Source organism: Labilibaculum sp. K2S (assembly GCF_030372765.1).
Taxonomy (GTDB): Bacteria; Bacteroidota; Bacteroidia; order Bacteroidales; family Marinifilaceae; genus Labilibaculum.
The window spans coordinates 572,239-586,157 of the sequence record NZ_JAUCMW010000001.1; the positions used below are offsets into that span (position 1 = coordinate 572,239).

12 protein-coding genes and 1 riboswitch are annotated in these 13,919 nt (G+C 37.3%); of the genes, 9 read left to right on the plus strand and 3 right to left on the minus strand.

Going from position 1 to position 13,919, the window contains the following annotated elements; all coding sequences use genetic code 11:
• Positions 1 to 74: 74 nt before the first annotated feature.
• A complete protein-coding gene (locus QUH73_RS02190) occupies positions 75 to 785 on the minus strand; it encodes an XRE family transcriptional regulator (protein WP_289528837.1) in 711 nt (236 codons plus the stop codon).
• Positions 786 to 858: 73 nt separating this feature from the next.
• Between QUH73_RS02190 and dinB the strand changes: the two genes are divergently transcribed.
• Together dinB and QUH73_RS02200 are read left to right on the plus strand one after the other, a co-directional pair.
• Positions 859 to 2,064, plus strand: a complete 1,206-nt coding sequence (gene dinB, locus QUH73_RS02195; RefSeq protein ID WP_289528838.1) for a DNA polymerase IV — start codon at positions 859 to 861, stop codon at positions 2,062 to 2,064.
• A gap of 388 nt (positions 2,065 to 2,452) precedes the next feature.
• Positions 2,453 to 5,488, plus strand: a complete 3,036-nt coding sequence (locus QUH73_RS02200; RefSeq protein WP_289528839.1) for a DNA polymerase III subunit alpha — start codon at positions 2,453 to 2,455, stop codon at positions 5,486 to 5,488.
• A gap of 250 nt (positions 5,489 to 5,738) precedes the next feature.
• Here QUH73_RS02200 and QUH73_RS02205 read toward each other — a convergent pair whose 3' ends face one another.
• A complete protein-coding gene (locus tag QUH73_RS02205) occupies positions 5,739 to 6,782 on the minus strand; it encodes a quinone-dependent dihydroorotate dehydrogenase (RefSeq protein WP_289528840.1) in 1,044 nt (347 codons plus the stop codon).
• A 238-nt stretch (positions 6,783 to 7,020) separates the two neighbouring features.
• On the opposite strand from QUH73_RS02205, the gene QUH73_RS02210 reads away from it, so the two are divergent.
• The 3 genes from QUH73_RS02210 to QUH73_RS02220 all read left to right on the plus strand — a co-directional run bounded on the left by QUH73_RS02210 (position 7,021) and on the right by QUH73_RS02220 (position 8,572).
• Positions 7,021 to 7,431 carry a hypothetical protein gene (locus QUH73_RS02210; protein ID WP_289528841.1) on the plus strand — a complete coding sequence of 137 codons (411 nt, stop codon included), beginning with the start codon at positions 7,021 to 7,023 and terminating at the stop codon, positions 7,429 to 7,431.
• 65 nt (positions 7,432 to 7,496) lie between these two features.
• Positions 7,497 to 7,793, plus strand: coding sequence for a hypothetical protein (locus QUH73_RS02215; protein ID WP_289528842.1), 297 nt, complete (start codon positions 7,497 to 7,499; stop codon positions 7,791 to 7,793).
• A gap of 263 nt (positions 7,794 to 8,056) precedes the next feature.
• The gene (locus QUH73_RS02220) at positions 8,057 to 8,572 is read left to right on the plus strand and encodes a hypothetical protein (protein ID WP_289528843.1); all 516 of its coding nucleotides are present in this window, start codon (positions 8,057 to 8,059) and stop codon (positions 8,570 to 8,572) included.
• Between the two features lie 108 nt (positions 8,573 to 8,680).
• Here QUH73_RS02220 and QUH73_RS02225 read toward each other — a convergent pair whose 3' ends face one another.
• Positions 8,681 to 9,076, minus strand: coding sequence for an FKBP-type peptidyl-prolyl cis-trans isomerase (locus tag QUH73_RS02225; protein ID WP_289528844.1), 396 nt, complete (start codon positions 9,074 to 9,076; stop codon positions 8,681 to 8,683).
• 463 nt (positions 9,077 to 9,539) lie between these two features.
• Between QUH73_RS02225 and QUH73_RS02230 the strand changes: the two genes are divergently transcribed.
• The 4 genes from QUH73_RS02230 to QUH73_RS02245 all read left to right on the plus strand — a co-directional run bounded on the left by QUH73_RS02230 (position 9,540) and on the right by QUH73_RS02245 (position 13,911).
• Positions 9,540 to 10,316, plus strand: a complete 777-nt coding sequence (locus QUH73_RS02230; RefSeq protein WP_289528845.1) for a hypothetical protein — start codon at positions 9,540 to 9,542, stop codon at positions 10,314 to 10,316.
• 208 nt (positions 10,317 to 10,524) lie between these two features.
• Entirely contained in the window at positions 10,525 to 10,980 is a 456-nt protein-coding gene (locus tag QUH73_RS02235) for a hypothetical protein (RefSeq protein ID WP_289528846.1), read from the plus strand.
• Positions 10,981 to 11,118: 138 nt separating this feature from the next.
• Positions 11,119 to 11,319 (plus strand): helix-turn-helix transcriptional regulator, encoded by a 201-nt coding sequence (locus tag QUH73_RS02240; protein WP_156195289.1) that lies wholly within the window; start codon positions 11,119 to 11,121, stop codon positions 11,317 to 11,319.
• Positions 11,320 to 11,463: 144 nt separating this feature from the next.
• Positions 11,464 to 11,648, plus strand: a riboswitch (cobalamin riboswitch).
• A gap of 109 nt (positions 11,649 to 11,757) precedes the next feature.
• Positions 11,758 to 13,911, plus strand: a complete 2,154-nt coding sequence (locus QUH73_RS02245) for a ribonucleoside triphosphate reductase (protein WP_289528847.1) — start codon at positions 11,758 to 11,760, stop codon at positions 13,909 to 13,911.
• Positions 13,912 to 13,919 lie beyond the last annotated feature (8 nt).

The following is a 13,919-nucleotide window of genomic DNA, read 5'->3' on the forward strand; positions in this document are numbered from 1 at the left end:
TTATTGGCAGTCAAGTTAAATTATTGTCTTTACAATCTGAATTTTTAAACTTGATGCTTTTATTCTTCTGCTTGTTATTCAATTTCAAACCCATTGTAAGTCTCAAATTTCCAGATTTCAATTACTTTATTAATAGGCAATTCGTAAGGTTTGTAGTTTCGGTTCGAGGATACCAAAAGGAGGGTTTGGTTTTTCTCCAATTGCTTGTACACGACTTTAAAAACAATGCCATCTTCAAGTGTTACTATAATGCAGGGAGTGCCATCTTTAATCTGCTCCCAGTTTTGAATAAAGGAAGCAGTAACCCATGCACCTTCAGGTATCGGAAGCATCGAATCTCCTGCAATTTGAAACGTTCGGTAGGTTTTGTCTTTAGGAAGAAAGGGCAATGAAAATTTGGGCAAGGAGCCGATAAACTCCAAATCGCCGTAGCTGTTTGTATAGCCAGCCTGAGCTTTTAAAGGAACCATTTCAATGTTCTCTTCTCCATCTTTGTTTACTGATATGGTGAGCAGTCGTAATTTTTTTCCGGTAACATCAATATCGAATCCATCTTCTATCTGCGAAAGCTGAAATTCCGACAGCTCTGCTAAATTGTAGCGCAGCAATGCATCTATTGATACACCAAAGTATTCAGCGAATTTAATCAATACCTTAAACGGTGGCTGAACATTTTTTTCATATCCTGCCAAAGTAGTTCTTGTAATGCCCAGTTGATCAGCTAAACTAAGTTGAGATTTCTTTCTCCGCTGACGTAGGAACTTAATATTTTCTGCAAAAAACATAGCTTCTTTTTTTCAAAGATAGCAATTAATGACTAGATTATAGTCGGAATAATGACGAAAATATCGACAATTGGTGAGAAAGACAATATTACATATGGATTTGGATACTTTTTTTGTGTCCTGTGAACGGCTTTTAGACAGCAGGTTGAATAATCGTCCGGTACTGATTGGAGGAACATCAGACAGAGGTGTTGTGGCTGCCTGCAGTTACGAAGCGCGTGTGTATGGCATTCATTCTGCCATGCCTATGAAAATGGCCAGGCTATTATGTCCGGGTGCTGTTGTGATAAGAGGAGATAGCGGGACTTACAGTAAGTTTTCCGACATGGTGACTGAAATTGTAAAGGAACGCGCACCTGTTTTCGAAAAATCATCGATTGATGAATTTTACGTGGACATTACCGGAATGGATCGTTTTGTGCAGACCAGTTATTTGTGGTCGCGGGAATTAAGGGAAAAGATCTTAAAGGAGACCCATTTACCCATTTCTTTTGGTCTTTCAACCAGCAAAACGGTTTCGAAGGTGGGAACAGGAGAGGCTAAGCCCAATAATCACATCGAAATTCCGGAAGGAAACGAAATGCCTTTTTTGGCGCCTCTTTCCATAAAGAAAATACCCATGGTAGGCGATAAAACCTATCACAAACTGCGAAGTATGGGTGTAGAGAAAATACGAACGGTACAGGAAATGCCCATGGAATTGATGGAACGCGTATTGGGTAAAAACGGCACGGTAATCTGGAAAAAGGCACAAGGAATTGACAATACACCTGTAGTGGCCTGGAACGAACGAAAATCCATATCCAGCGAGCGGACTTTCGAGAAGGATACCACCGATGTGACCAAATTACGCAGTTTGTTGGTGGCTATGGCCGAAAATCTGTGTTATCAACTGCGAAATGGAAACAAACTAACTGCTTGTGTGACGGTTAAGATCCGATATTCCGATTTTCAGACGTATACAAAACAGAAGCGAATTCCCTACACATCTTTAGATCATACGCTCATCGCCGTAGTACTTGATTTGTTTGAGAAGATGTATGAGCGCAGAGTATTGATTCGTTTGATTGGTGTTTGCTTTAGTTATTTGGTGGGCGGAACCTATCAAATTCGTTTGTTCGAGGATTCGGAGAAGCTGATTAAATTGTATCAGGCCATGGATTTGGTACGCAACCGTTACGGACAAAGTGCTGTGAAGCGCGCCATTGCTATGGGCTCAACAACCATTGGCGGTATGAACCCTTTCAATGGTAAGACACCAATTATTCCGGCACACTAAAGACGATCAGTGAGAATTATGAATTAGTAATGATGAATTACGAATTCACTGTAATTTTTATTTACCCCAAACCCCTAAAGGGGCTTAAAAAGAGCGCTGAAATTTAAATCAATAAGGAAAAGTCCCCTTTAGGGGATTTAGGGGTAATAATTAGTGCCTGTTTGACCTTTAATAAATTAGAAGGGCGAAAGTTACAATTGTTGAATTCTCCCTTTTCAGGGGAGATCCCGATAGGGAGAGGGGTGTTGAGTGAAGTAAATTAGGAACTAACAAGACCTTTCGAGATTTTGTCTGTTTTACCCCAAACCCCTAAAGGGGCTTAAAAAGAGCGCTGAAATTTAAATCAATAAGGAAAAGTCCCCTTTAGGGGATTTAGGGGTAATAATTAATGAATTTTCGACTATTGGACTATTGGACTATTGGACTGTTTGACTTTCGACTTTTCAAGACTTTTCAAGACTTTTCAGACTTTACAACCATGCTTTTAAATTGCCATAGCTACTACAGTTTTAAATACGGAACACTTTCTGTCGAAGATCTTTTAAAAGAGGTTACAGCAGGAGGATTTACGGCTATTGCCTTAACGGATATCAATAATACGGCAGTAAGTCTTGATTTTGTAAGGCGATGTGCGGGGGTTGGTATTCGCCCTGTGGTCGGAATCGATTTTCGGAATGGAACTCAGCAACAGTATGTTGCAATTGCTAAAAACACAGATGGATTTCGTGAATTGAATGAGTTCTTAACACTTCATTTGCACGAAAAGAGAGCGTTTTTACCGAATGCACCCAGCTTTGAACATGCCTGTGTCGTTTATCCTTTCACGTCAGAGTTTTGTGATTTAAAGGAATATGAATATGTAGGTGTGAGCCCTCAGGATTTACTTCGTTTGCCGTTTACTGTATGGAAAAACCATCAGCATAAATTGGTGATTTTGCAAACGGCAAGTTTCCGAAACAAGCGAGATTACAACATTCACCGTTTGTTGCGGGCCATTGATAAGAATACCTTATTAAGCAAACTGCCCAAGTCTGAACAAGCTGATTTCGAGGATCAATACCGAAGTAGAAGTGAACTTTTAGAGATTTACAGAGAGTATCCAAAAATTATTGAGAATACAGAAAATCTATTGAATTCCTGCAATATGGAGTTTGGGTTTGGAAGCAACAAAAACAAAAAGCGCTTTACCTCTTCCGAGGAGGAAGATTTTGAACTGCTGAAGCGTGAGGCTTGCGAAGGATTAAAATATCGTTACGATCGGGTAACCGATGAGATTTTGGATCGTTTGAACAAGGAGTTGAAGGTAATTCGGGAGTTGAGCTTCTGTTCCTATTTTCTGATTAATTGGAATCTGGTAAAATATGCTATGAGTAAAGGATATTACCATGTAGGGCGGGGAAGCGGCGCCAATAGTCTGGTTGCTTACCTTCTGAGAATCACTAATGTTGACCCGGTTGACTTAGATCTTTACTTTGAGCGTTTTATCAATCCATTCCGAACATCGCCGCCCGATTTTGATATCGACTTTTCATGGACCGATCGTGATGATGTAACCCACTATTTGTTTGATAAATATGGTTGGGACCGAGTTGCTTTGCTTGGTACTTTTATCACCTTCAATCATAAATCAGCCTTTCGTGAAATTGGTAAGGTATTTGGTTTGCCCGATGAAGAAATTACCCGCTTGCAAAGAAATCCCAATCCCGATCAGGCCGATGAATATGGAAAATGGGTAATTCGTTACAGCCAGTATATTGCAGGTTTTCCGAGTCATGGAAGCATCCACTCCAGTGGGATTTTAATTGCAGATGAACCAATAAGCAACTATTCAGCAACCGAACTTTTGCCAAAAGGTTTCCCGTCCACTCAGTTCGACATGTATATTGCCGAAGATTTGGGTTTGCACAAGTTCGATATTCTGAGTCAGCGGGGATTGGGTAAAATTAAAGACACGCTTGCCATTATTAAGCAAAATCATGGCATTGATATCGACATTCACAACACCAAATTGTTTATGGAAGATGTGCGGGTAAAGCGCATGTTAAAAAGGGGTGAAGCGATTGGCTGTTTTTATGTGGAATCGCCGGCCATGCGTATGCTTTTAACCAAATTAAAGGCTGAAGATTACAAGCGGTTGGTGGCGGCCAGTTCCATTATCAGACCGGGAGTGGCTAAGAGTGGAATGATGCGCGAGTACATTCTCCGCTTTCAGGATGAAAGCCGAAGAGAGCAGGCGAGACGTGAAATTCCCGACCTATACCGCATATTGGAGGAGACTTACGGTGTGATGGTGTATCAGGAAGATGTGATTAAAGTAGCGCATTATTTTGCTGGTTTATCGCTCGACGAAGCAGATGTTTTGCGCAGAGGAATGTCCTGGAAATTTAAGCAGCGAAACGAGTTTGCGAAAGTTCGGGATAAGTTTTTTTCCAATTGCAGGCAAAAAGGCTATGCAGATGCTGTTGTACAGGATATTTGGCGGCAGATTGAAAGCTTTGCCAATTACGCTTTTGCAAAAGGACATTCGGCCAGTTATGCGGTGGAGAGTTTTCAGGCGCTGTATTTAAAAGCATATTATCCATTAGAATATATGGTGGCAACGCTGAACAATGGCGGTGGTTTTTATTCTGCACAACTCTACCTGCATGAAGCGGTAATGCATGGAGCTACGGTCGAAGCACCTTGTATAAATCAAAGTTCATGGGAGAATCGAATTCAGGGAAGAACCATTTGGTTGGGTTTTTATCTTTTGCATGATTTGGAAAGAACAATCGGAAAAAATCTGATTAAGGAGCGGAATGAGAATGGCATATTTACAAGTTTGCGCGATTTTGTGAATCGATTTCCTGTTAGTTTGGAGCAATTAATTGTTTTGATACGGGTGGGAGCTTTTCGTTTTACCGGAAAAGGCAAAAAAGACTTGCTTTGGGATGCTCATTTTCTATTGGGGCATAGCAAAAAGATCAAGCCCGAAAAAACCTTGTTCCAGACTGAGTTGAAAGAGTTCAAACTTCCGGAACTATGGAAACATCACTTGGAAGATGCCTTTGATGAAATTGAATTGCTGGGTTTATCCATACAGTCGCCTTTCGAATTGCTGAAAGATGAGCTTCCTTCCGATTTAAAGGCATGTCATTTACCTCAGCTTATTAATCGTTATGTTCGCATTGTTGGCTTTTTGATTACTCGAAAACCAACCAAGGCCAGCAATGGTAAAATCATGTATTTTGGAACCTGGATTGATTTGGATGGACATTGGATCGATACTGTCCATTTTCCGCCTGTTGCCAAAGAGTATCCATTTCGTGGGCCGGGTTGCTATTGTATCGAAGGAAAAGTAACTGTGGAATATGGATTTTTAAGCATTGAAGTGAGTAAGATGGAACGGATGCCAAATTTGAGTTTAGACGATATTGCTAAATAATTACGAATTAGTAATGATGAATTAGTAATTAAAAAAGGAAGAAATTTATTTTATACCGAGGCTAAAGTATTTGATTATTCTTATTTTAAGACAGTTTGACCTTCAAGATACCCCAAACCCCTAAAGGGGCTTAAAAAGAATACCGAAAATAAAATTAAGAAGAGGGAAGTCCCCTTTAGGGGATTTAGGGGTAAAATTGGTGATCTTTCGACTGTTCGACTGTTCGACTGTTCAAGACTGTTTGACCTTTCTAGACCTTCCTTTTTATCAACTCCCTATTAATTGCTTTCACCAAAGCAGGCCCTTCGTAAATAAAGCCAGTGTAGATTTGTACAAGAGAGGCTCCAGCTTCTAATTTTTCCAACGCATCTTCTTTTGTCATGATTCCACCCACGCCAATAATCGGAATTTTTCCTTCCGATTTTTCGTGTATGTATCGAATCACTTGCGTAGATCTTTCACGAAGTGGTTGTCCGCTTAATCCGCCGGCACCAACTTGTTTTATTCTGCTTTCCGGATACGACAATCCTTCCCGGGAGATGGTTGTGTTTGTCGCAACAATGCCGTCAATTTTAGTTTCCTGAACAATTTCGATGATGTCATCCAATTGTGAGTTGTTAACATCCGGAGCAATCTTTAAAAGGACAGGCTTCGTTTTTTCTTTGCTTCTGTTCAAATCCATAATTTCATTCAAAAGCTTTTTTAAAGGTTCCTTTCCCTGCAGTTCTCTCAGATTAGGAGTGTTGGGAGAACTTACGTTTACTACAAAGTAATCTACATAAGGATATAAGGCATCAAAACACTTTAAGTAATCATCAGTAGCTTCCTCGTTAGGCGTATTCTTATTTTTACCAATATTTCCACCAATTATTACATGGGTTCTTTTTTTTCGCAAGCGTTCAACAGCCTCTTCAACACCTTCGTTGTTAAATCCCATACGGTTTACCAATGCCTTGTCATCAACAAAACGAAACAAACGGGGTTTTGGATTTCCTGGCTGTGCTTTTGGAGTAAGTGTTCCAATTTCTATAAAACCAAAGCCCATACTTCCTAAAAAATCGAAAGCTTCCGCATTTTTATCCAATCCTGCTGCCAAGCCAACTGGGTTTGGAAATGTTAAGCCAAAAAGCTCCCTTTCAAGGGATGAACTTTCAACTCTAAACTGCGCAGAAACAATAGAACGGATAATCTTCGATTTCTGGAAAGCCTTAAAACAGGTAAATGTAAATCTGTGAATCGTTTCAGGATTGAACTGAATTAAAAGAGGGCGTATTAATAATCGGTATAAACTCATCTAAATATAAATTTTAAACAAAGATAGCAAGGAATACGAATAGAAAAAGAGTTTTAAGTCTTAATTGTTTGTTTGTTTGTTTGTGATGAGAAATTGTGTGACAACAAATAACAGTATAATAATTAGTCAACATAACTTTTTTTTTAATGATTATTTTTATACTTTCGTTGTCGTTTTAAAAATTCCTCCTGTAATTGGGAGTTAATTAAGCTAAAAAACAATAAGAAATTACAGAAGTATGATGATTAAAAATGATTTTGAAAGCTGGTTGAAATCATCCGCGGGTAAATTTGTAGAGATCTACACGAAAGGTCATTCCACAGAAAGAATGAAGAGTTTTCTTAATGTATTACGTGCTTTATTCGGATTGATTGCTATGAGTTGTATACTAGTATTGCTAAGCGAGAATTTTATAAATATTGGTCAGGTGATAGGAAAGGATTTAGGGATGGAAAGCATTCAGGAAATTGTAACCAAAAGTCCGGGTTTATTTAATTTGCTGCTATGGCTTTCTAGCTTGTTTTCATTACTAATTTTATGGATAATGAAGATGCTTCGGAGCAGTAGAAAGCATACTGCAGAATTTTACTACTTTTGGGATAGGCATGTTGAATCTGGCAGAAAATTGTTAAAGGAAATTGATAACTAATTCAGGAAAACAAGGATACTTCTAAAAATTTATAATTTCATATAAGCTATATAATAGGTAAAAAAATGAGCGAACTAAAAGAAATATATTTAAATCAGTTTCAGCTAAATATTTTGTTAGACGAAGAGGAGAAGGAGGCTTACCGTTACATCACACAGGAAGGTACTTATTGCGTTCATTGTAAAGATACTTGCATTGAGGGAGTGGAAGTTCGGGAAAATATCCTTAATGATATGAATGATATTTTAATCAAAGGGGTTTGTAAAAAGTGCGAAGGATATGTAAGCCGTTTTATTGAATATGGAGAGTTCGAAGATTTTGTTGAAAAAGCAAATTCATTTCGTAAAGCAATAGGAGAATAAAATCATAATAAGTGATAAATCTTCATGGTTTATCATATAAAATAGAAAAAGTAATCCAGACTGGTTGAAAACAGGTCTGGATTTTTTTTTACATAAATTTCAGCTTGTAAGTTGAGTTGAAACTGATACAGGGAGTTTATTCTTCTTCATAAGCAGAATAAAGAAAATATACTTCATTAAATAGGAAAAACTAAGTCCTATAATGCTGGTTTTTTATCAAAAAATGCTTTGTTTTGTAGCCTTGAACTAAAAAAATAATAATCATGATTAGAAAATATCTACGTCTTATAATTGCTGGAATCTTATTTTTAGGATCTATCGCTCTTTTTATTAATAGTTTAGTGTCTGCAGGAATATGGATTCTTTTACTTTCCGGTCTATTTGTATTAACTTATTTTAAGAATGAAATGAACCTTATCGCATTCTATTTTGTGAGGAAAAATAAGTTTGAGTCTGCAGGTAAGATGTTGGGGCGAGTTAAAAATCCAGAGAATATGATTGCAAGTCAGGAAGCATATTACTATTATCTTTGCGGTTTGGTTGAAGCACAAAAGCAAAAAAATGCACAGGCTGAAAAACATTTTAAGAAAGCCTTAGAAACTGGTCTTCGCTTGAAAACTGATCAGGCAGTTGCTAAATTAAATTTGTCAGGAATAGCTCTTTCGAAACGAAACAAGAAACTGGCAACATATTATTTGCAGGATGCCAAAAAGTTGGACAAGCAAAAAATGTTGACGGCACAAATCAGAGAAATAGAAGGCATGCTGAAACGCATCTAAGTTTTCTTTACTCAGATTTTAGAATGATTCGATTGCAAATGATATAATTAGACCTGGCAGATTTTCAAAAACTGTCAGGTTTTTTGTTGAGGTATATTTCAATTTTTTTTAGACTGCGTCAACTCCAATCAATTGAATATCGAAAATGAGAACCGATCCGGCAGGGATGAATCCAAAGTCGGTATTTCCGTATGCTAAATGCGAAGGGATGAATAAGATTCCTTCGCCTCCTTCTTTAAAGTATTGGATTCCTTCTGTCCAGCCCGCAATAACATCTGCCATATTAATTTCCAGTCTTTCATTTTGGTCGAAGGTGTTGCCATCGGTAAAATAACCAATGTAGCTGATCGTAATGTTCGAAGTACTGGTGGGATGCTCGCCTTCTCCTTCTTTCGATATGTGGTAATATATGCCGGAATCGCTTTTTTGAGCTTCCAGTTTATTGTCGGCGAGATAGGCTGTAATTTCTTCTTCGTTTTTATGCCGGAAATTGCGTTTCGTCATCTTTTTTTGAAAATTTGGTGAGTACAAAAATAGATAATTCTAATCTTGTTTTGCATAACAAAGCCACTTTCGTGATCTTGATTCTTACCATTGAATAGAAATACATACAAAACAATCAAGGCAACCGAAAAGGGAATAGTCTTTATCAGGGAATTTAAATCTATCTTTGTTGCCCATTAAGAAACAAAAGAAGAAAAGTGTCTCTTACTGGCAATAGATTATTCCAGCATGGTAATCCCGAAATCTTTCAGGACCATTTGGCCATAGAGTAAAAATTATAAACAGATGAAACACCCAAGTAAAAGGCTTTACACACAGAAAGATGCTTGCAATTTAGGTGTTCCATGTGACAAATAAAAAACAAATTATAAACACATGAAACGTCCATGTATAAAGCTTTCTACACACAGGGAAATGATTATATGGTAAGTTCCATCTGACAAAAACTTAAAATTATAAACAGATGAAAGATCATTCCAAAATAGAGAAGATAAACAAAGTAGTTGAAGAATATTTTAATACGAATGCTTCACTTACAATAGTACCGGTAAAAGATTTGATGCCAGCTTTTATTAAAGCAGGAATTTTTGCAAAAGATGTGAAAAAAGGATTGCCAATTCGCTTAATCCTTAGGGAACTCGATGCCGAAGATCAGTTAGCTTTAATACCTTTTGTTCATACCGAAAGACATGGAGAACATACTTATTGGTATTTTGTTCCGGCCAATGTACCTGCTCCGGATGCACCCTACAAACAGGAAAAAAAGAAACCGGAAAATGATCCGATAGCCATTCGTTTAAACAGTGATGAAACCTATGTTATTGCTTTATGCGATAAAGTTTTATCATTAACATCGGATCGTCAAAAAAGATTTCCTTTCCTTTTGGGAGATCTGCATAAAAATGGAAAAAAACAAACCATGTTGCCTGTAGATGCTTATTATGAAGAATTGCAACTGGTGGTAGAATACAAAGAAATACAGAATTTTAGACCTGTTACTGGCTTTGACAAAAACAAAGACGAGGACGAGGAAGAAGAAGAGGAGAGAACCAAGACAGTATCGAGGGAAGAGCAGCGAAGAATATACGATGAACGAAGAGCCAAAGTTCTTCCAGAGAATGATATCTCTTTGGTCGTAATTTCTTATTCTGATTTTGAGTACGACGATAAAAATAAAATTATCCGCAACGAAGAAAACGATTTGAAAATAGTGCAAAAAGCATTAAAAGATTTTCTTTAGTAAAAGATAAAATGAATTGAATTGTTAATCCTCCTGGAAACAGGGGGTTTTTTTTATGAAATGGCAAGATCTGTAAATCACAAAAAAGCAACTGTCGGAGTACTAAAAGTAAACTATACTTGTTTAAATGTAAATTAAACTTTACTTTTGTTCATAAATCAAAAATGAATTAATATTATTGTTTGGTAAATTTAAACTCAGGTACTTTATGAAAACTTACTTTCCTCACTATTTTAAACGAATTGGTATTTTATTTGTGTTTATTGCTATTATTCTATCCTGTATTGGTGGTGTTGATGATTTTCGAAGAGGTTTTAATGGCGTTAGCAATAATCAAGTTCCAAATTATTCACAGGTGCAAGATGATTTTAAGCCTTATTTTACCAAAGAAGAAGCCCAACCGTGGATTTACGGCAGTTTATTTCTTTCAATTGCAGGTTTTGTTCTATATCTTTTTTCGAAGGAAAAGATCGAAGATGAGTTTTATCAGCAATTAAGAGCCAAGTGTTTAACGCAAGCACTGTTATTTACTTGGCTGTTTACAGGATTTATATATATTGTTCTCCCTGCTTATGAGTTGGATGGATTCTATATCTTGCAGCTTCATTTAATCTTTTACACTATCTTATACGTTTATAATAAGAGATATGCGTATTCCGAGTAATAAATTAATTTCAACGAATATTGATAAATTGAATAAGCAGATATGAAATGTCCATGCCAAAGCGATTTTGACACATAAGGGAATGATTATTCCCAACTTGGTAAGTTCCATATGGCAAAAACATACAATTATAATCATATGAAAAATCTAATAAAAGTTGAAAGAGCAAAAAAAGATATTACTCAAGCAGGTCTGGCCGAATGCATACAAGTTTCTCGTCAGACAATAAATGCCATTGAGAAGGGTAAATTTATCCCCTCCACGATGTTGGCTCTAAAAATGGCACGTTTTTTCGAATGTACTGTCGAGGATATCTTTATTCTCGAAGAAGGTGATTAAATACAAAAGCGGGTTTTACTTCTGATACTTTGTTAAGGATATTCTTATCTTAAAAAAGAATTGAACCGTGTTTCTTCCTCTCTTATAGCTTATTGACCAACAACTGTTAATAACTCAAATTGATTATCATATTTTTTCTTCTTACTATTGTATCGACTTATAGGTTCCGAAAGGAATAATAGGGAATCACGTTTAATTCGTGAGCTGTCCCCGCAGCTGTAAGTCCTCGTGTTTTTTGGTTTTTTATGCCACTGTTTTATCTCAACTAAAATGGGAAGGCAAACCAAAAGAGGACAAGCCAGAAGACCTGCCTGTAATGATTATTCGTAGCTTTCGGGAGAAAGGCAGAGAATGAGGGTACACAATTAGATGTATCTTCCTATTCTATATTTTCCTCAGAAGCTATCATTTTTTTCAAAAAAATTAAAAAATACAAGAATGAAAATGAATGGTAGTGTATCCGAATCTCAAATTCGGAAAAGAAATGGTCAGGTTGTTAAATTCAAGCCTGATAAAATTAAAAATGCAATCAATAAAGCATTTCAGGCAGTAGGTGAAGAACGCGTTGAACTAATCGAATTTTGTGTCAGTCAGATCCTAAAAGAGATTGATTTTTCGGGAATTCCCAATGTGGAAGAAATTCAGGATTTGGTAGAGAAAACTTTATTCAGATATGATTTGTTTGAAGTTGCGAAGGCGTTTATTTTATACCGGAAACAACATGAATTGGCTCGCGATACCAAGGAGTTATTTTCCAATTTAAATTTGGTTGACGATTATTTAAATCTTCAGGACTGGAGAATAAAAGAAAGCGCGAATTCGTCTTATTCTCTGCAGGGATTGAATCAACACATTTCGACCATCGTGAGTTCTCAATATTGGCTGAATAAGATTTATCCACAGGAAATTGGAGATGCTCACAAGAAAGGAGCGTTTCACATTCACGACCTTGGGTTTTTAAGTGTGTATTGTGTAGGGTGGGATCTGGAAGATCTTTTACTAACAGGTTTTAAAGGCGCATCGGGCAAATTGGTTAGCCGGCCGGCCAAACATTTCCGTACCATTCTCGGACAAGTGGTCAATTTTTTTTATACCATGCAGGGAGAAGCCGCCGGAGCGCAGGCATTTTCGAATTTCGATACCTTATTGGCTCCCTTCATAAGGTACGATCAATTGGATGAAAATCTGATTAAACAGGCTCTTCAGGAATTTCTGTATAATATGAATGTTCCTACCCGGGTAGGTTTTCAAACGCCGTTTACCAATGTGACCATGGATTTGAATGTTCCAAAATTTATGAGTGATCAGCCGGTAATTATTGGCGGCAAATTGATGAACGAAGTTTACGGGGATTTTCAGGTTGAGATGGATCTCTTTAATAAAATCTTTGCACAGGTGATTGAAGAAGGAGATGCCAATGGAAGTGTTTTTTCTTTCCCAATACCAACTTATAATATCACATCCGATTTTGAATGGGATAAACCAGCGTATGAAAACATTTGGAGAATCACTGCTAAATATGGAATACCGTACTTTTCTAATTTTGTAAATTCTGATTTATCGCCTGACGATGTGCGAAGTATGTGTTGTCGGCTGCGTTTGGATAAACGTGAACTGGCACGACGTGGAGGCGGTTTGTTTGGTGCAAATCCGTTAACCGGTTCGGTTGGAGTGGTAACTGTAAATTTACCTCGTTTGGGCTACGAAGCAAGTAACGAAGCCGAATTCTTTAAGCGGTTGGAGCATCTGATGAATTTGGCGAAAAATAGTCTGGAGATCAAACGAAAAATGATTGAAAATTTAACAGAAAAAGGCTTGTTCCCTTATTCAAAATTTTATTTGCGTCATTTGAAAATCAGGAATGGCAAATTTTGGCAAAATCATTTTTCAACAATCGGAATTATTGGAATGAATGAGTGTTGCCTGAATTTTATTGGAAGCGATTTGGTTTCAGAGGAAGGAAATGCTTTTGCACTTCGGATTTTTGATTTTATGAAGCAAAAACTGCTTAGTTTTCAAGAGGAAACAGGTAATATCTATAATTTGGAAGCCACGCCGGCCGAAGGAACAACTTATCGTTTGGCTCAGCTTGACACCAAAACGTACGATGATATTATTGTTGCCAATCAGGAGAACTTTCGAAAAGGAGCAGCACCTTATTATACCAACTCTTCACAGCTTCCGGTTGCATATACCGATGATTTATTCGAAGCTTTAACATTGCAGGACAAGTTGCAGACACAATATACAGGAGGGACTGTGTTTCATACCTTTATTGGAGAAAAACAGCTTTCTGTTGATGCCGTGAAGTTGTTACTGCAAAAAATTACCAATAATTATCATCTCCCATACATTACCTTATCGCCTACATTTAGTATTTGCCACGAGCATGGATACATTTACGGCGAACATGAATTGTGTCCTAAATGTGCTAATTCAGGTCAACGGACGGAATGTGAAGTGTTCTCAAGAATTGTTGGTTATCTGCGTCCCATACATCAGTGGAACGACGGCAAAAGACAGGAATTTAAGGAAAGAAAATTATTTGACAAAAAGGCTCATGTTGAGGAAGAAGAGCTGGTAGTCGGTTAAATTAATTT